Origin of the sequence: Bradyrhizobium sp. MOS001, assembly GCF_004634465.1 — a bacterium.
In the GTDB taxonomy this organism is placed as follows: domain Bacteria; phylum Pseudomonadota; class Alphaproteobacteria; order Rhizobiales; family Xanthobacteraceae; genus Bradyrhizobium; species Bradyrhizobium barranii.
Genome location: NZ_SPVJ01000032.1, coordinates 1 through 17,067 on the forward strand (window position 1 = coordinate 1; position 17,067 = coordinate 17,067).

The window sequence follows — 17,067 nt, forward strand, 5'->3', positions numbered from 1 at the left end:
TGCGAGGACGCCTATTCCTGCGCGCAAGGCGCCGATGCGCTCGTCATCGTCACCGAATGGGTGCAGTTCCGCGCGCTCGATCTCGGCCGGCTGAAGGCGACCATGACGCAGCCCGTCGTCGTCGATCTCCGCAACGTCTACCGTCCCGAAGACATGGAAGCCGCCGGCTTCACCTACGAGAGCATCGGCCGTCCGCCGGTGCAGGGCTGACGGTCCACTGCCGCAACGATTTCGTCATGGCCGGGCTTGTCCCGGCCATCCACGTCTGTTTCTAGTCGAAGACGTGGATGCCCGGCACAAGGCCGGGCATGACGAATGGATAGGCCTTGCCCCGCAGCTTCGACACGCCCCTCCCGATCGACGCCGTGCTCGACGACCTCTCGCGCACGCTGGAGGTGCATAACGCCGCTGTGCTGGTGGCGCCGCCCGGCGCAGGCAAGACCACGCGGGTGCCGCTGGCGCTGCTGGATGCGCCCTGGGCCGCGGGCAAGAAGATCATCGTGCTGGAGCCGCGGCGTATCGCTGCCCGGGCGAGTGCCGAGCGCATGGCCAAGTCGCTTGGCGAGCGCGCCGGCGAAACCGTCGGCTACCGCGTCCGCTTCGGCTCGAAGATCTCGCGCGCGACGCGCATCGAGGTGGTGACCGAGGGGATCTTCACCCGCCAGATCCTCGACGATCCCGAGCTCTCCGGCATCGCGGCCGTCCTGTTCGACGAATTCCACGAGCGCTCGCTCGATGCCGACATGGGCCTCGCGCTGGCGCGCGACGCGCAAACCGGCCTGCGCGAGGATCTGCGCATCCTCGTGATGTCGGCAACGCTCGACGGCGCGCGCGTGGCAAAGCTGCTCGGGGAAGCGCCCGTTGTCGAGAGCGAGGGCCGCGCCTTTCCGGTCGAGACGCGCTATCTCGGCCGCAAGGCGGATGCGCCGGTCGAGCGGCAGATGGCGGATGCGATCGCGTCCGCGCTGCGCGCCGACAGCGGTTCGGTGCTGGCGTTCCTGCCCGGCGCCGCCGAAATCCGCCGCACCCAGAATTTCCTCAGCGAGCGCGTCCAGGATGCCAGCATCGAGATCGTGCCGTTGTTCGGCGCGCTCGACGCTGCCGTGCAGGACCGCGCGATCGCGCCCGCGCCGAAGGGCACGCGCAAGGTGGTGCTGGCGACCTCGATCGCGGAGACCTCGCTCACCATCGAGGGCGTGCGCATCGTGGTCGATTCCGGTCTCGCCCGCGTGCCGCGCTACGAGCCCGACATCGGGCTGACCCGGCTCGAGACCGTGCGCGCTGCGCGTGCGGCGGTGGACCAGCGCCGCGGCCGCGCCGGCCGCACCGAGCCCGGCGTCTGCTACCGGCTCTGGGATGAGCCGCAGACGGCCTCGCTTGCGCCCTACACCCAGCCGGAAATCCTCAGCGCCGACCTCTCCTCGCTGGTGCTCGACCTCGCGCAATGGGGCGTCGCCGATCCTTCGGCGTTGTCATTCCTCGATCCGCCGCCGCTGCCCGCCTGGAAAGAGGCGAAAAGCCTTCTCTCCGAGCTCAACGCGCTTGATGGCGACGGCCGCATCACCGCCGAAGGCAAAAGCCTGCGCGCGCTGGCGCTGCCGCCGCGGCTGGCGCGCATGATCGTGGATTCGCATCGCGTGGGCAGCGGCGAAGCCGCCGCCGAGATCGCGGCCATCATCACCGAGCGCGGGCTCGGCGGCGACAGCGTCGATCTCGAGTACCGGCGCGACCAGTTCCGCCGCGATCGCTCGCCGCGCGCCGCGAGCGCGCGCGATCTCGCGCGGCGCTGGGCTTCGCAGGTGACGGCGTCGGAGAAGGCCGCAACCGGACAGGACGATCTCTCGACCGGCCTGATGCTCGCCTACGCCTTCCCGGACCGTGTCGCGCGCAACCGCGGCAATGGCACCTTCGTGCTCGCCAATGGTCGCGGCGCCGCGGTGGAGCAGACCTCGTCGCTCGCCCGCGCGCCCTACATCGCGATCGGCGAGATGACGGGCACGGCGGCGAGCGGCCGCGTTCTGCTGGCAGCGCCGATCGGCGAGGACGACATCGAGCGGCATTTCGCCGAGCATATCGAGACCGTCGACGAGATCTCCTTCGATCGTGGCGCGATGGCGCTGCGCGCGCGGCGCAAGCGCGCGCTGCATGCGATCACACTGTCGGAGGCAACACTCGCGGTGTCGCCTTCGGAGGACACCGCGCGCATCTTAGCAGATGGGCTGATTGCCGCAGGTCTCGACCGGTTGCCCTGGTCGAAGGCCGCAAAGCAGTGGCGCGACCGCGTGATGTTTCTGCGCAAGGCCGAGGGCGACAGCTGGCCCGATTTGTCCGACGACGGACTGATCGCGCGGCGCGACGACTGGCTGGTGCCGGCGCTCTACGACAAGATCGCACTCAAAGACATCTCGGCCGGCGATCTGTCCGACGCGCTGATGGCGCTGCTGCCTTGGGAGATGCGCGCAAGGCTCGATCGCGAGGCGCCGACGCATTTCGAGGCGCCGACCGGCAGCGTGCTCGCGATCGACTACGAGGCCGAGCAGGGGCCGACTATCGCGGTGCGGCTCCAGGAATTGTTCGGGCTCAACACCCATCCGTCGATCGCCGCCGGCAAGGTGCCGCTGGTGCTGGAATTGCTGTCGCCGGCGCAGCGCCCTGTGCAGGTGACGCGCGACCTCCCCGGTTTCTGGCGCGGCAGCTACGCCGCGGTACGCTCCGACCTGCGCGGCCGCTACCCGCGCCATCCCTGGCCGGAGGATCCGGCGAGCGCGCTGCCGACCCGGCGGGTCAAGCCGCGCGGGACGTGAACCGCAAGTAGACCCTCATGGTGAGGAGCGCGGAACGCGCGTCTCGAACCATGCAGGCCCAACTTTCGCCCGCGGCCATCCTTCGAGACGCCCGCCGTTGGCGGGCTCCTCAGGATGAGGATCTGTCGTACTGGCGACACTGCGCCATTAACCCTCCGCTCATCCTTTTCGTCAAAATAGCGGCGCTCTGACCGCAGCGTCGCTCGCGGCCAGACGTGTCGCGTGGTGAAATCGAGCTTTCCGGCTCGGAAGTGGTGTGATGCGTAACATAATGATCCTCGCGGCCATCATGATCGGCCTCGGCACGTTCATGGCGCAGATGGCGGACAGGATGAGTTCCGCCTCCGCGACGTCAGCGCCGCGCACGACGATCACGGTTGCTGCGACGGCGCCGGCCGGTGGGCGCAGCCTCGCCATCTCCCGCGATGGCCGTGGCCATTTTCAGGCCGAAGGCCGCATCGACGGCCAACGGATCGGCTTCATGATCGACACCGGCGCCTCCGTGGTCGCGCTGAACGAGAGCTCGGCCGCCCGCTTTGGCCTCCGTCCCTCGCGCGGCGAGTACAACGCCACCGTCTCGACCGCCAACGGCACCATCAAGGCGGCGCGCACGCGCATCGCCATGCTCGAGGTCGGCGGCCTCGTCGTGCGCGACGTCGACGCCATGGTGCTGCCGGACGAGGCTCTGTCGGAGAACCTGCTCGGCCTCTCCTTCCTGTCCCGCCTCAAGCGCTTCGAATACGCCAACGGCCAGATGGTGCTGGAGCAGTAAGCCGCCTCAAAGGCGCTCACCGCGCCGACGAACGGTCGTTCGCACGGATTTTTTCAGGACGGCATTGGCGGAAGTCTCGCGCCGGGCCGCGTTTTCCCGTTACCAAACTGCCGCAATTATAAGCCATAAGCTGCCATTCCCGCCTTCCGCTGCGGCCCGGCATTCGCTAAGGCTGCATCAATTCCCGCCATTTTCACGAGACCGTCTCAATGTTCCCCAAGCCGAAATCCGTCTTGTTGCCCAACACCTATGCCTTCGAATCCGAGCCGATGGTGAAGGCCACGGGTTTTCGCGAATACGACGCGCGCTGGTTGTTCCAGAAGGAAATCAACCTGATGGGAATCCAGGCGCTCGGCATGGGGCTGGGCGCGCTGATTGCGGAGCTCGGCGTCAAGCAGGAGATCGTCACCGGCCATGATTTCCGCGGCTATTCGGCCTCGATCAAATATGCGCTGATTTCCGGCCTGATGGCTGCGGGCTGCAAGGTGCACGATATCGGGCTCGCGGTGACGCCGATGGCCTATTTCGCGCAGTTCGATCTCGACGTGCCCTGCTGCGCCATGGTCACGGCCTCGCACAACGACAACGGCTGGACCGGCGTGAAGATGGGCGCCAACCGCCCGCTGACCTTCGGCCCCGACGAGATGACGCGGCTGAAGGAGATCGTGCTCAACGCCGAATTCAAGAACAAGGCCGGCGGCTCCTACCAGTTCCACGAGAATTATCCGGCGCGCTATATCGCCGATCTCACCGGCCGTCCGAAGCTGACCCGCAAGCTCAAGGTCGTCGCCGCCTGCGGCAACGGCACTGCCGGCGCGTTCGCGCCGCAGGTGCTGGAGGCGATCGGCTGCGAGGTGATCCCGCTCGACACCGAGCTCGACCACACCTTCCCGAAATACAATCCGAATCCGGAAGACATGGAAATGCTGCACGCGATCCGCGACGCGGTGCTGCATCACAAGGCCGATGTCGGTCTCGGCTTCGACGGTGACGGCGATCGCTGCGGCGTCGTCGACAACACCGGCGAGGAAATCTTTGCCGACAAGGTCGGCGTGATGCTCGCCCGCGACATGTCGGCGATCCACAAGGATGCGCATTTCATCGTCGACGTGAAGTCGACCGGTCTGTTTGTCACCGATCCCGTGCTGCAGAAGCAGGGCGCCAAGGTCGCCTATTGGAAGACCGGCCATTCCTACATGAAGCGCCGCACCCACGAGACGGGTGCGCTCGCGGGCTTCGAGAAGTCCGGCCACTTCTTCTTCAACAAGCCGTATGGACGCGGCTACGACGACGGCCTGGTGTCGGCACTCGCGATCTGCGACATGCTCGACCGCGCGCCGGGCAAGTCGATGGCCGATCTGAAGAACGCGCTGCCGAAAACCTGGTCGTCGCCGACCATGTCACCGCATTGCGCCGACGAGACCAAATACGGCGTCATCGACCAGGTGGTGAAGCATTTTGAAGGCTTGCAGGCCAAGGGCGCCAAGATCGGCGGCCAGGCGATCCGCGATCTCGTCACCGTCAACGGCGTACGCGTCACGGTCGAGGACGGCAGCTGGGGCCTGGTGCGCGCGTCCTCCAACAAGCCCGAGCTCGTCGTCGTGGTCGAGAGCCCGGTCTCCGAGCAGCGCATGCACGACATGTTCGAGATGGTGAACAGCGTGCTCCGCACGCATCCCGAAGTCGGCGCGTACAATCAGACGATTTGAGGGGCATCAGGGAGCACAACCCGCGCCGCAAATCTCCGCTGTCATGCCCCGGCTTGACCGGGGCATCCAGTACGCCGCAGCTTCTCCGTATCCAATCGCCGCCTCTGGAATACTGGATCGCCCGGTCAAGGCCGGGCGATGACAGCTTCCTTGTGGTGAGACCTGAGAACTAAGCCTCTAAGCCGCCACCACCGCCGGGATCGGCAGCGCGGTGACCGACTTGATCTTCTCCATCGCGAAGCGCGAGGTGACGTTCTTCAGCGGCACGGCGCTGATCAGCTTCTTGTAGAACACGTCATAGGCCTGCATGTCGGCGACCACGACGCGCAGCATGTAGTCGACGTCGCCGGCCATGCGGTAAAATTCCATCACCTCGGGCATGGCACTCACGGCCTCGGCGAACTTCTTCAGCCAGGCGTCCGAATGGTCGGCGCTCTCGACTGACACGAATACGGAGATGCCGAGCCCGATCTTGTTCTGGTCGACCAGGGCGACGCGCTTCAGGATCACGCCGTCGGCCTCGAGGCGCTGGATGCGCTTCCAGCAGGGGGTCGAGGACAGCCCGACGCGGTCGCCGATCTCGGCGACGGAGAGGGACGCATCCTCCTGGAGCACCATCAGAATCTTGCGGTCGATGGCATCGAGGCGGCGGCTGGTCTCGGGGAGTTGCACGGCGAGGTCAGTCATTTGAAGAACTTTGTTCCATTTCAGGGGCTGATTTCCCTGATATAGAGAAAATCTTTCCACGGCAAGCCTATAATCTCGGCGTAACAGTGGAACTTCTCTAGAGCCTGCCTCGTAAAAGCTCTTCAACTTCAACGCGTTGTGGGGCGGCCATGCCGCCACCGTGGCGGGTGCATTTCAGCGCTGCGGCGGCCGCGGCGAATCGCAGCGCCTCCCGCACCTCCGCGCCCTCGGCGAGGCCAAGCGTGAAGGCGCCATGGAAAACGTCGCCGGCCCCGAGCGTATCGACCGCCTGAACCGGGAAGGCCGGGGTCTCCTCCAGCTTGCCCGCCTCGTTCAGCCAGATCGTGCCGCGCGGGCCGCGCGTGGCGGCGAGAAGGGCCGGCGTCAGCCCTGCCAGGCGCTTCAATGCCTCGCCGTCATCGGCGACACCGGCCGTCTCCTGCACCTGGTCGCTGGCGAACAGCACGTGCGAGGCGGCCGTGAGCAGGCCGTCCTGCAACGACATCGCGCGATCGACGCCGACGATGACAGGAATGCCGCGCCGTCGCGCCTCGGCGCAGAGATCGATACAAAGGGCGCCGCAGCGGCTCTCGACGAGGACCGCCCGGCAATCGGCGAGCAGCGCGTCACCGTCCGGCAGCTTCACGCTCCACAGGCCGGGATCGCGATAGATCGTCAGCGTCCGCTCGCCCGAGGGCTCGATCAGGATCGCGGAGACCGGCGTGGTCAGGCCGGGCACGCGCACCACGTGCGTCGTGTCGATGCCTTCACTGGCCATCTGTTCGAGAATGAAGCCGCTCGACGCTTCCCGTGCATCGCCCATCGGTCCTGCGAAGGAGACCCGGCCACCGAGCCGCGCGATGGCGATCGCAGCATTGAGCGCGTTGCCGCCGCAGATCTCGGCGAGATGCGTGGCGTTGGCCTTGCTGCCGCGCGCGGGCACGGCCTCGACGCGAAAGGTGAGGTCGCGCACGGGAATGCCGATGCAAAGGATGTGCGGCGCGGTCCCTGATATGGCCACCGGCGGCCCCAGCTTACGCGCCGGTCTTGTCGTGCACCCAGCGGCCGAGCAGGTGGTGGGCGATCGCGAACGGATGCGGGCCGGCGAGCCCGTCCGGATGCGTCCGCGTCAGCATCAGCGCGGCCTCCTCGCGGGTGAACCAGCGCGCGTCCTCCAGCTCGGAATGATCGACGACGACGTCCTCGTTGAGCGCCCGCGCGCTGCAGCCGATCATCAGCGACGATGGATAGGGCCAGGGCTGCGTCATGTAATACTGCACGTCGGTGCAGCGGATTCCGGATTCTTCGAGGATTTCCCGGCGTACCGCGTCCTCGATGGTCTCGGCGGCCTCGACGAAGCCGGCGAGACAGGAATACATCCCCGGCGGGAACTGCTTCTGGCGGCCGAGCAGGCACTTCTCGCCGGAGGCGACCAGCATGATCACGACGGGATCGGTGCGCGGAAAGTGCTCGGCCTTGCAAGCAGGGCACTCGCGCTTCCAGCCGCCTTCCTTCATCGCGCTCCGCGTGCCGCAATTGGCGCAATAGCCGTGGCGCTGATGCCAGCTCACCATCGACTTCGCCATCGCGATCGCCGAGAGCTCGCCGGGCGGAATCGCGCCCTGCATCGCCATGCCGCGCAGCTCGGTGACGGTGTAGTCCTCGCGGCCGATCAGCTTCTCGGCCGCCGCCTGCGACATCCCCATGCCGAACACCGCGGCGCCGTCGCGCAGGCCTAAGAAGATCGTGCCGGGGTTGGCGCCGCATTTCAGCGCCTCGTCTACTCCCAGCAGCGCGCGCGCCTTGTCGCCCTCGCGCTTCACCAGCAGCGAGTCGCGGTAGACGACATAGGCGCGCGACAATGGCTTCTGCTCCATCGCGAACAGCTTTTCGTCGTCGCGGCGCAGATGCGCGGCGCGATCGAGGACGTTGGTGACGAAGGCCGGCTGTCCCAGCGGAAACGAGTCGAATGCTGACATTTCTTGTTCTCAACCCAACCAGATCTTGCGGCGAAGCGCGCTGATGAAAGTCTGCACCTCGGTGGCGTCATGCGCCAAGGGCTTCATCACGCCCCAGACCGGCCGCGGCCATGCAGCGTCGCTGGTCCGGCGTGCGATGATGTGGACGTGAAGCTGCGGCACGAGGTTGCCGAGCGCGGCGACATTGAGCTTGTCGCATTTGGTGATCTCTTTCAGCGCGCGCGAGACGCGGGAGATCTCCGTCATGAGTTGCGCCTGCTCCACCTCGTCGAGATCGATGATCTCGACCGCATCGGGTCGCCGCGGCACCAGCAGCAGCCAGGGATAATGCGCGTCCTTGATGACCAGGACCTTCGAGAGCGGCAGGTCGCCGATGTCGATGGTGTCCTCTTTCAGGCGGGAGTGCAGCGACCAGGCGGGTTCAGACATATGCGTTTCCGGATGGCCCGATGGGGGCGGGCTTGTTTGGCCGGACCATACGATACGGAGTTAGCTAGGGGAAGGTTAGGGACCGCGGGGGCGGCATGCTCCGCTGTCGTCCCGGGGCGCGCAAAGCGCGAGCCCGGGACCCATAACCACAGAGAGAAGTTTGGCGAAGATGCGTGGTGACCAGCTCGCGCGACAACCCCTCCCTGTGGTTATGGATTCCGGGCTCGCGCTACGCGCGCCCCGGAATGACGAACTCACGCCTCCGCAAGCACCCGCGCATTGGCGCGGACGGAGGCCTCGCTGACGCGGATCCCGAGGCCCGGGCCGTCGGGCACCACGACATGGCCGGCGCGGTTGGCAACGCGCTCTTCCAGCACGTCCTCGGTCAGCACGTGATGCGGCATGTAGAATTCGCAGCCGAGCGAGATGCCCGGCGTTGCCGCGATCAGCTGCGTCCCGGCGGCAAGCCCGATGCCGCCCTCCCACAGCGTGCCGCCATAGCCGGGCAGGCCGGCGATGTCGGCGATCGCCATGATCGCCTGCGCCTCGAACAGGCCGCCGGCTTTCATCAGCTTGATCGAGACGGCATCGGCGGCTTCGCGGCGCACCACCTCCATCATGTCGCGGCGGTCGAAGCAGCTTTCGTCGGCGAGAACGGGTGTTTCCAGCGCCGCGGTGAGCTGCGCCATCACGTCGAGATATTTGCGCGGCACCGGCTGCTCGATGAAGGTCGGTGCGAATTCCTCGATGTCGCGCAAAATCTTGATCGCGCCGAACGGCGCCAGCGCCTGGTTGTAATCGACGCGCAGATCGACCTTGTCGCCGAATTCCTTGCGGATCGCTTCGAGATGATCGAGATCCTCGCGATGCGGCTTCACGCCGGTCTTGACCTTGTAGATGACGTTGCCGTCCGGAACCATTTTTCGCATGCGTTCGAGATCGGCGGCGAAATCGGGATCGGCGATGGAGAAGGAGAGGGGAATCGTGTCGCGCACGCGGCCGCCGAGCAGGTCGGCGACCGACAATCCCGACGACTTGCCGACGATGTCGAGCAGCGCCATCTCGATCGCGACCTTGGCCTCGGCATGACCGACCAGCGCGCGGTCGAGCTCGGTCATCAGCGCGCGGATGCGGCGCACGGGTTTGCCGAGCACGATCGGCCGCAGATAGATGTCGAGCGCGGAGAAGGCCGCTTCCGGCGTCCCCGTGAACACTTCCCACGGTGCCGCCTCGCCCCAGCCGATCACGCCGTCGCTCGCGGTGAGCTCGATCAGCACGCGCTTCACCGTGCCCTTGACGTTGCCGACGCCTTGGAGGCGCGCCATCTTGATCGGGCTCTCGATCAGGAACAGCCTGATGCGTTCGACGGTTGCTTCGGTCATGTCAGGCCTCCATTGACGTGCCAGACCTGGCCGGTGACGTAGGACGCCTTCGGTGATGCCAGGAAGGCGATGATCTCGGCCACTTCTTCCGGCCGCCCGCGGCGGCGCATCGGGATCAGCGCCTCGGTGGTGGCGATCTGCTCGGGCGAGAGCCGGCTCTCGCTCGGCTTGTCCTTGATGATGAGGCCGGGTGACACAGCATTGACGGTGATGCCGTCTTTTGCGAGCTCGATCGCGGTGAGACGCACCAGCGCTTCGAGCGCGGAGCGGCTTGCCGCCGTTGCGGCAAAGGGTGCGAATTCCGGCCGGATCGCATGCGCGACGAAAGAGGACACCGCCACGATCCGCGTATCGCGCCCGGCACGCAGCAGCGGCAGCGCGGCGTCGACCAGCCGCGTGAACGCCAGCGCCGATTCGTCCATCGCCTGCCGGAACTGATCCGCCGGCGTGCCGATCGCGCTGCCGCGGCGGGCATGACCGCCGACCAGGATCAATCCGTCGAGCCGTCCGAAAACGCGTTGCGCGGCGGCGACGGCGTCGGTAACGGCTGCTTCCTCGGCGAGATCGCCGAGGCATTTTGCGACGGCGGCGCCTTTCGCTTCGGCTTCGGCCGCGGCGGCATCGAGACCTTCCGCGTTCGAGCGGGTGTGGAGCAGCAGCGCGGTGCCGGGGGCCGCGAGCAGTTTTGCGGTGGCGCGGCCGATGCCGCTGGCGGCACCGGTAACGAGATAGGCGCGATCGATATCAGGCATCACGGTGCTACGTTGGCCGGCGGCAACGCGCCGGTGCGGTGGAAATGGCTGAGGAAGGCGCGCGTCGCGGCTTCCTGCGGATTGTCGATCACCTGCCGCGCCGGACCTTCCTCGACCACGACGCCGTCGCGCATGAAGATGAGGCGGTCGGCGACCTCGCGGGCGAAGGCGATCTCATGGGTCACGATCACCATGGTCATGCCTTCCGAGGCCAGCCGCTGCATGACGGCGAGCACCTCGCCGACGAGCTCGGGATCGAGCGCCGAGGTGGCCTCGTCGAACAGCATCACGTCCGGCTCCATCGCGAGCGCACGTGCGATCGCGACGCGCTGCTTCTGCCCGCCGGACAGCGTCGCCGGATATTGGTCGGCCTTCTCCGCAAGGCCCACCTTGGCAAGCTGCGCGCGCGCGAGCTTCTCGGCGTCCGCCCTGGCCATGCGGCGCACCGTGACGGGCCCCTCCATGACGTTCTGAAGCGTCGTCATGTGCGGGAACAAATTGAAATGCTGGAACACCATGCCGGTGGTGGTGCGGAATTTGGCGAGTGTCTTCACGTCCGGAAGCTTGGCGCCTTCGCCGAATTGGAAGCTTGTGTCGCCGACGCGGACGCTGCCGCCGTCGGGCACGACCAGCAGATTGATGCAGCGGAGCAGTGTCGACTTGCCGGAGCCGGATGGGCCGATCAGCGCCACCACGCCCCCCTTGGCCACGTCGAGGCTGATGTTCTTCAGAACCTCGTTGCTGCCAAAGCTCTTGCGAAGGCTGCGGATCTCGATCTTCGAAGTGTTCCTGGATGGCTCGCTCATTCGCTGACCGCCAGTCGCTTCTCGCCGCGGCGGACGATGATGGTCAAGGGAATCAGGATCGCCGCATAGGCGACCGCGACCGCGGTGTAGGTCTCGAGCGGCCGGTAGCTGTCATGGGCGGCGACCTGGCTCTGGTAGACGAGGTCGGGCACGGCGAGCACCGAAACCAGCGAGGTGTTCTTGAACTGGATGATCGACTGGTTCATCAGCGCCGGGATCATGCGCTTGATCGCTTGCGGAAGCACGATGCGCCGCATGCTCTGTCCCGGCGTCATGCCGAGCGCGGCGCCGGCTTCCGACTGGCCTTTGTCGATCGAGATGATGCCGCCGCGGATGATCTCGGAATAGAACGAGCCGCCATAGAGCGAGAGTGCGAGCGCCGAGGCCGTGATCGGCGTCATCTCGACGCCGGCCAGGATCGGCAGCGCGTAATAGAACCAGATCAGCTGCACCAGGATCGGCGTGCAGCGGAACGCCTCGATGAAGGTGAGGGCGAGGAGACGCACCGCCTTGAAGCGCGACAGGCTGCCGAACGCGCCGAACAGGCCGAAGACGAGACCGAGCACGACGATGACCACGGTGAAGCCGACGGTGACGCCGAGCCCGTTGAGAAAGAGCCAGCGATAGCTCCAGAGGATGCCGAAGTCCCACTGATACATGCGTGCGTTACTTTTACCCGATGTCAGTTCAGAAACTTGTCGTCATGCCCGGGCGTAGCCGTCCGAAGGACGGCGTCGCTTCCGCTCGCCTATGTCCCGGGCATCCACGTTCTTGGTGCCGCGAGTCAGGCGTGGATGGCCGGGACAAGCCCGGCCATGACGGTGTGGATACTTCAGGCGCTCATCACCTACAGCGAAACGCCCGGCGGAATGTCCGCTTCGGTCACGCCCACCAGCTCCATGTTGGTGATGATCGCGTTGCGGATGAAGCCGAGGCCCTTGTTGAAGTCGATCCAGGTGTTGACGTAGTCGCGGAAGGTCTTGTCGTTCTCGCGGCGGAAGCCGGCGTTCGACGTGGTGGCGAAGATCGGCGTCGGCAGCACGAACTGGCCGAGCGAGGGATTCTTCTTCAACACGGTCAGCGACAGCATGGTGATCAGGCACTGCGCGTCGACGCGGCCGGTTTGCAGCGCGGCGGTGGCATCGTCGGCGGTCTTCAGTCGCGAGATCTGCGCCTTCGGCGTCAGGCGGCTGACGACCTGGTCGTGCGACGAGCCCTGGTCGACGGCGATCTTGACGTCGGGCGAGTTCAGCTCGGCCCAGCTCTTCGGCTTGAAGTCCTTCTTGCAGAGGATGCCGAAGGCGTTGTTGAAGACCGGCACCGAGAAGTCGACCACCAGCGCGCGCTTCGGGGTCGGGTTGAGGCCGAAGAAGATGTCGATCTTGTTGGACTGCAGATCGAGCACCGAATTGCCCCAGGTGGTCTCGGTGATCTCGAGCTCGGCCTCCATGTCGTCGGCGAGCGCCTTGGCGATGTCGATGTAGAAGCCCTTCCACTGGCCGCTGGCGAGGTCCTTCATGTAATAGGGCGCGCCGCCGCCGACCGCGCCGATCCGCATCTTCTTGGTGCGGCGAATGCGGGCAAAGGTCGATTCGTTGGAATCCGCTGCGGTCTGCGCCACGGCCGGTGAGGCCAGCGTGGCTGCAGCCATCGCGCCAAGTCCGACAATCGATGCGACATCACGACGTGTAACCATTTTGAGGAATCGCTTTTCTGGTTGGATGAAGGTGAGTGGTTGATCTCGCGCGAAAAATTCGCCCATCAATCGGCGTCAGCCGGCTGAAAAATGCTCAGGATCGGATTTTCGCGCACCCTTTGTTTCGGTTCCGGCAGGATTTCATAGAAAGGCGCTGCCGGGCGGGCCCTGTCAAGACTCGATTGCCTCAGGGATGTGCGGGGCCTCGAAGATAGGCAGGGAGCCCATCGGCCATGACGCTTTCCGAGGCGAACGTCCGCATCTGCACTTCGCGACGATGCGCGAGGGAAGGCCCGGCGAGCGCGTCGGCTCGAGCTATTTTCGCGAGAAAATTGAGAGGTTTCGGCGGTTCGCTTTAAAAATGCGAACGGCGCCCTGTCGGCGCCGTTCGCCGAAGACGGCGAGAGGTCGGTGCGGATCGACCGACCCTATTCCGCGGCCTTTTCCGTTCCCTTGGCACGAACGGTCGCGAGGCGCGTCAGCGCGTCGCGGACGCCCGCGCCATAGGCGGGATCGGCCTTGGTGCAATTGGCGATGTGCCGTTCCTGGATCGCGATGGCCGCCGCTCCGACGGCGCGCGCCGTGTTGTCGAACAAGGCCTGCCGCTGGGCTGCGTTCATCTTGCGAAAGAGGTCGCCGGGCTGCCGATAGTGATCGTCGTCGATGCGGTGATCCCAATGTGCGGCTGCACCATCGATCTCGAGCGGCGGCTCGTTGAGATCGGGCTGGTCCGTCCACTCGCCACGGCTGTTCGGGAAATAGGTCGGCGTCCTCCCGAGATTGCCGTCGATCCGCATTGCGCCATCGCGATGGTAGCTGTGATACGGGCATTTCGGCGCGTTGACCGGGATCAGATGATGGTTGACGCCGAGGCGATAGCGCGCCGCGTCCCCGTAGGAGAACAGCCTCGCCTGCAGCATCTTGTCGGGCGAGAAGCCGATGCCCGGAACGACGTGGGCCGGCGAGAAGGAGGCCTGTTCGACCTCGGCGAAGACGTTTTCCGGATTGCGGTTCAGCTCGAAATAGCCGACCTCGATCAGCGGGAAGTCCGCCTTCGGCCAGATCTTGGTCAGGTCGAACGGGTTGAAGGCAAACGCCTTGGCCTGATCGTCGGTCATGATCTGCACGAACATGGTCCAGCGCGGGAAATCGCCGCATTCGATGCTCTCGAACAGGTCGCGCTGGTGAGTCTCGCGGTCCTTGCCGATGAGGGCTTCGGCCTCGGCGTCGGTCAGGTTTTCGATGCCCTGCTGCGTCCGGAAGTGAAACTTCACCCAGGTCCGCTCATTGGCGGCATTGATGAAGCTGTAGGTATGGCTGCCAAAGCCATGCATGTGCCTGAAGCTTCTGGGAAGGCCGCGCTCGCTCATCACGATGGTAACCTGGTGCAGAGCCTCCGGCAGCAACGTCCAGAAATCCCAATTGTTGTCGGCGCTGCGCATTCCGGTTCGGGGATCGCGCTTGATCGCATGATTGAGGTCGGGAAAGCGCAAGGGATCGCGGAAGAAGAACACGGGCGTGTTGTTGCCCACCATGTCCCAATTGCCTTCCTCGGTGTAGAACTTCAGCGCAAAGCCGCGGATGTCGCGTTCGGCGTCGGCTGCGCCGCGCTCGCCGGCAACGGTCGAGAACCGCGCGAACATCGGCGTCTGCTTGCCGACTTCCGAGAAGATCTTCGCCTTGGTGTATCGGGTGATGTCATTGGTCACGGTGAAGGTGCCGAAGGCGCCGGAACCCTTGGCATGCATCCGTCGCTCCGGGATCACTTCGCGATCGAAATGTGCTAGCTTCTCGATCAGCCAGACGTCTTGCAGCAGCGCGGGCCCGCGGCGGCCCGCGGTCATGATGTTGAGGTTATCGCTGACGGGCGCGCCCGTCGCATGGGTCAAACGTTTCGGCTCATCGGCCATGGGATGCTCCTGAATATGGGGTCATTGGCTATTGCTGCCCGCGTGCGAAATCTCAGGCTCGCATGGGTCCACAGCAGTCGATTTCGAGATCGCACTGTCCTTGCGCGAACGCCGGTCAACCGTGCCAATGCGAGTTGCGGATGACGCTGCAGAAATTGCCGCGATGGAAATGCGGCTCCTTGTCGGCGATGACGTCGGCCTTGACGTTGCCGAACGTCGTATCGGGCCGATGCTTGATGCCGTCGTAGAAGGCCTGGATGATGTCTTCCTTGAAGTGCGGCGTGCGCGGAAAGGCGTTCACGACCGCCTCGCGCTCCGCGTCGGAATATTCGTCGTAGGTGAGCCCGAGCACGTCCATCTCGACGCCCGCGGTCACCAGCGCGACGACGGGGTGCATGTGCTGGGGGACGCCCGGCGTGGTGTGCAGGGCGATCGCGGTCCACACCATGTAGGCGTCGGCTTCCGAAATGCCGTGGCTGCGCAGGAAATCGCGCGCGGCATGCGCGCCGTCGACCTCGAACCGCTCGTGTTGGCTGCCATGGCCCGGCATCAGGCCGATGTCGTGAAACATGGCGCCGGCGTAGAGCAGTTCGCGGTCGAACGTCAGCCCACGGCGGACGCCGGCCATCGCGCCGAACTGGTAGACGCGGCTGGAATGGTTGAAGAGCAGGTCCGTTTCGGTATCGCGGACGTATTCGGTGATGGCGCGCGCCAGCTTGCTGTCGGGAATGACGGCGGCCTCGGTGATTTCTGACATGAGCAGCTCCTGAAATTTTGGATCGCGTCCACTGTAAATCCGGGCTACGTTGTCTTAAATCGACGTAATACGTCAAAAACGGACAAATCCGGATCGAGGCGGACATGGGTGCAAAGCCGAAACCAAGGACGGTTGTGATCGTGGCGCTGCCAGGCGTGCAGCTGCTCGATGTCGCAGGGCCGCTCGATGTGTTCGCCGAGGCGAACGTGCAGGCCGGCTATCCCGCCTATGCCTTGTTCGTGGCGGGCGCGGAGCCAGGGCCGATCCGCAGTTCCTCAGGCGTCCAGCTGATGCCCGACCGAATCGTCGACCGCGACTTCCAGGAGCCGATCGACACCTTGCTGGTGGCGGGATGCCCGAACGCGGCCGAAGTCCCGGCGGACGGGAGCGTGATCGACTGGCTGCGGCGGCGGGCTTCGCGGACCCGCAGATTCGGCTCGGTTTGCAGCGGGGCCTTCTTCCTTGCCGCCGCCGGTCTCCTTGATGGCAGGCGGGTCACGACGCATTGGGCGGTCGCAGACATGCTGGCCAGCAAATTCCCGTCGGTCACCGTGGACAAGGATGCCATCTACGTCACCGACGGCAAGCTCCGCACGGCCGCCGGCGTGACCGCAGGGCTCGACCTCGCGCTGGCACTGGTCGAGGAAGATCTCGGGCGCGACACGGCCATGAGAGTCGCAAGCCAGCTCGTGATGTTCTTCAAGCGCCCGGGTGGGCAGATGCAGTTCACCCGCAAGGGCGAGGCTGTTCCCGCCGGCCGCGCCGCATTGCAGGAGCTGCAGCGCTGGGTCGCCGCCAATCCCGGGCTCGACCACAGCGTTGCGAGCCTGGCGACGCGCATGGAGCTCAGCCCGAGGCACTTTGCACGGCTGTTCCGCGCCGAGGTGGGCGTCACGCCTGCGACCTGGGTCGAGGAAGCCCGCGTCAATGCGGCGAGGCGGCTGCTCGAGTTTGGCAATGAAGCCCCGAAGCAGGTGGCGCTCCATTGTGGATTCGCCGATGCCGATACGCTGCGCCGCGCGTTCAATCGTCACGTCGGCGTGACGCCCGCCGAGTATCGCAAGCGGTTTGCGCGAATCACGTAGGTTCCAGCTCGCCAACACTGAGCCGGCTTCCGCGTCCAAATGGGCCGGCGGGGGCCGCCCAGCGGGGTGTGCGGGACCTACGGATACCCGCTTGCTTTCCCGACCTTTTGGCCCCAAATAGGGACCGGGAGATTGGCGGTGGACGAGCCACTCGCCAACCGGGTCAGGTCCGGAAGGAAGCAGCCCTAACGAGGTCCGGATCGGGTCGCTCGTCAGTCTCCTACCTGTTTTTCCGAGCGAATTGCGCCGGCGGGCTTCCCGTCAGCGCGCTCCTTTCCGCAAAAGCCGGGCGAAAGACA

General features: G+C 65.7%; 16 protein-coding genes and 1 other RNA gene. 6 read left to right on the forward strand and 11 right to left on the reverse strand.

The annotated features are described in order from the left end of the window. The 4 genes from CT676_RS29505 to CT676_RS29520 form a co-directional block, all read left to right on the forward strand. The coding region (locus tag CT676_RS29505; protein WP_244623303.1) for a UDP binding domain-containing protein at positions 1 to 210 on the forward strand (210 nt) is incomplete at its 5' end. 116 nt (positions 211 to 326) lie between these two features. Next, positions 327 to 2,804: an ATP-dependent helicase HrpB gene (gene hrpB / locus CT676_RS29510; RefSeq protein WP_167768201.1), complete on the forward strand. Its 2,478-nt coding sequence runs from the start codon at positions 327 to 329 to the stop codon at positions 2,802 to 2,804. A 259-nt stretch (positions 2,805 to 3,063) separates the two neighbouring features. Further along, positions 3,064 to 3,576 (forward strand): TIGR02281 family clan AA aspartic protease, encoded by a 513-nt coding sequence (locus tag CT676_RS29515; RefSeq protein WP_085398211.1) that lies wholly within the window; start codon positions 3,064 to 3,066, stop codon positions 3,574 to 3,576. 209 nt (positions 3,577 to 3,785) lie between these two features. After that, a complete protein-coding gene (locus CT676_RS29520; protein WP_085398210.1) occupies positions 3,786 to 5,285 on the forward strand; it encodes a phosphomannomutase/phosphoglucomutase in 1,500 nt (499 codons plus the stop codon). A 177-nt stretch (positions 5,286 to 5,462) separates the two neighbouring features. Here CT676_RS29520 and CT676_RS29525 read toward each other — a convergent pair whose 3' ends face one another. The 11 genes from CT676_RS29525 to CT676_RS29575 form a co-directional block, all read right to left on the reverse strand. Continuing rightward, positions 5,463 to 5,972: an Lrp/AsnC family transcriptional regulator gene (locus CT676_RS29525; protein WP_014491365.1), complete on the reverse strand. Its 510-nt coding sequence runs from the start codon at positions 5,970 to 5,972 to the stop codon at positions 5,463 to 5,465. Between the two features lie 97 nt (positions 5,973 to 6,069). Continuing rightward, positions 6,070 to 6,993 carry a sugar kinase gene (locus tag CT676_RS29530; RefSeq protein WP_085398525.1) on the reverse strand — a complete coding sequence of 308 codons (924 nt, stop codon included), beginning with the start codon at positions 6,991 to 6,993 and terminating at the stop codon, positions 6,070 to 6,072. 13 nt (positions 6,994 to 7,006) lie between these two features. Then, positions 7,007 to 7,951 (reverse strand): NAD(+) diphosphatase, encoded by a 945-nt coding sequence (gene nudC / locus CT676_RS29535; protein WP_085398524.1) that lies wholly within the window; start codon positions 7,949 to 7,951, stop codon positions 7,007 to 7,009. Positions 7,952 to 7,960: 9 nt separating this feature from the next. Next, entirely contained in the window at positions 7,961 to 8,380 is a 420-nt protein-coding gene (locus CT676_RS29540; RefSeq protein WP_085398523.1) for an HIT family protein, read from the reverse strand. A gap of 254 nt (positions 8,381 to 8,634) precedes the next feature. Continuing rightward, positions 8,635 to 9,762, reverse strand: coding sequence for a muconate cycloisomerase family protein (locus tag CT676_RS29545; protein ID WP_085398522.1), 1,128 nt, complete (start codon positions 9,760 to 9,762; stop codon positions 8,635 to 8,637). Continuing rightward, complete coding sequence (locus tag CT676_RS29550; RefSeq protein WP_085398521.1) at positions 9,759 to 10,514, reverse strand: SDR family oxidoreductase; 756 nt, start codon at positions 10,512 to 10,514, stop codon at positions 9,759 to 9,761. Before CT676_RS29550 ends, CT676_RS29545 begins: the two co-directional genes overlap by 4 nt. Beyond that, positions 10,514 to 11,320: an amino acid ABC transporter ATP-binding protein gene (locus tag CT676_RS29555; protein WP_085398520.1), complete on the reverse strand. Its 807-nt coding sequence runs from the start codon at positions 11,318 to 11,320 to the stop codon at positions 10,514 to 10,516. The genes CT676_RS29550 and CT676_RS29555 overlap by 1 nt, the downstream gene beginning before the upstream one ends. Beyond that, on the reverse strand, positions 11,317 to 11,979 hold the full coding sequence (locus tag CT676_RS29560) for an amino acid ABC transporter permease (RefSeq protein ID WP_008131668.1): 663 nt from the start codon (positions 11,977 to 11,979) through the stop codon (positions 11,317 to 11,319). Before CT676_RS29560 ends, CT676_RS29555 begins: the two co-directional genes overlap by 4 nt. Positions 11,980 to 12,167: 188 nt before the next feature. Further along, complete coding sequence (locus CT676_RS29565) at positions 12,168 to 13,016, reverse strand: transporter substrate-binding domain-containing protein (protein ID WP_085398526.1); 849 nt, start codon at positions 13,014 to 13,016, stop codon at positions 12,168 to 12,170. Positions 13,017 to 13,444: 428 nt separating this feature from the next. Beyond that, entirely contained in the window at positions 13,445 to 14,926 is a 1,482-nt protein-coding gene (locus CT676_RS29570) for a catalase (RefSeq protein ID WP_135215947.1), read from the reverse strand. Between the two features lie 115 nt (positions 14,927 to 15,041). Continuing rightward, positions 15,042 to 15,683 carry an HD domain-containing protein gene (locus tag CT676_RS29575; RefSeq protein WP_135215948.1) on the reverse strand — a complete coding sequence of 214 codons (642 nt, stop codon included), beginning with the start codon at positions 15,681 to 15,683 and terminating at the stop codon, positions 15,042 to 15,044. 104 nt (positions 15,684 to 15,787) lie between these two features. On the opposite strand from CT676_RS29575, the gene CT676_RS29580 reads away from it, so the two are divergent. Together CT676_RS29580 and ffs are read left to right on the forward strand one after the other, a co-directional pair. Continuing rightward, on the forward strand, positions 15,788 to 16,768 hold the full coding sequence (locus CT676_RS29580; protein WP_085398517.1) for a GlxA family transcriptional regulator: 981 nt from the start codon (positions 15,788 to 15,790) through the stop codon (positions 16,766 to 16,768). Between the two features lie 127 nt (positions 16,769 to 16,895). Further along, positions 16,896 to 16,992: signal recognition particle sRNA small type (ffs, locus tag CT676_RS29585), an RNA gene on the forward strand. Positions 16,993 to 17,067: the final 75 nt, after the last annotated feature.

Bases quoted from the DNA above. Each gene is read 5' to 3' on its own strand.
- CT676_RS29515 (WP_085398211.1), top strand. From the start codon at position 3,064: ATGCGTAACATAATGATCCTCGCGGCCATCATGATCGGCCTCGGCACG.
- CT676_RS29520 (WP_085398210.1), top strand. From the start codon at position 3,786: ATGTTCCCCAAGCCGAAATCCGTCTTGTTGCCCAACACCTATGCCTTC.
- CT676_RS29525 (WP_014491365.1), bottom strand. From the start codon at position 5,972: ATGACTGACCTCGCCGTGCAACTCCCCGAGACCAGCCGCCGCCTCGAT.
- nudC (WP_085398524.1), bottom strand. From the start codon at position 7,951: ATGTCAGCATTCGACTCGTTTCCGCTGGGACAGCCGGCCTTCGTCACC.
- CT676_RS29540 (WP_085398523.1), bottom strand. From the start codon at position 8,380: ATGTCTGAACCCGCCTGGTCGCTGCACTCCCGCCTGAAAGAGGACACC.
- CT676_RS29545 (WP_085398522.1), bottom strand. From the start codon at position 9,762: ATGACCGAAGCAACCGTCGAACGCATCAGGCTGTTCCTGATCGAGAGC.
- CT676_RS29550 (WP_085398521.1), bottom strand. From the start codon at position 10,514: ATGCCTGATATCGATCGCGCCTATCTCGTTACCGGTGCCGCCAGCGGC.
- CT676_RS29555 (WP_085398520.1), bottom strand. From the start codon at position 11,320: ATGAGCGAGCCATCCAGGAACACTTCGAAGATCGAGATCCGCAGCCTT.
- CT676_RS29560 (WP_008131668.1), bottom strand. From the start codon at position 11,979: ATGTATCAGTGGGACTTCGGCATCCTCTGGAGCTATCGCTGGCTCTTT.
- CT676_RS29565 (WP_085398526.1), bottom strand. From the start codon at position 13,016: ATGGTTACACGTCGTGATGTCGCATCGATTGTCGGACTTGGCGCGATG.
- CT676_RS29570 (WP_135215947.1), bottom strand. From the start codon at position 14,926: ATGGCCGATGAGCCGAAACGTTTGACCCATGCGACGGGCGCGCCCGTC.
- CT676_RS29575 (WP_135215948.1), bottom strand. From the start codon at position 15,683: ATGTCAGAAATCACCGAGGCCGCCGTCATTCCCGACAGCAAGCTGGCG.
- CT676_RS29580 (WP_085398517.1), top strand. From the start codon at position 15,788: ATGGGTGCAAAGCCGAAACCAAGGACGGTTGTGATCGTGGCGCTGCCA.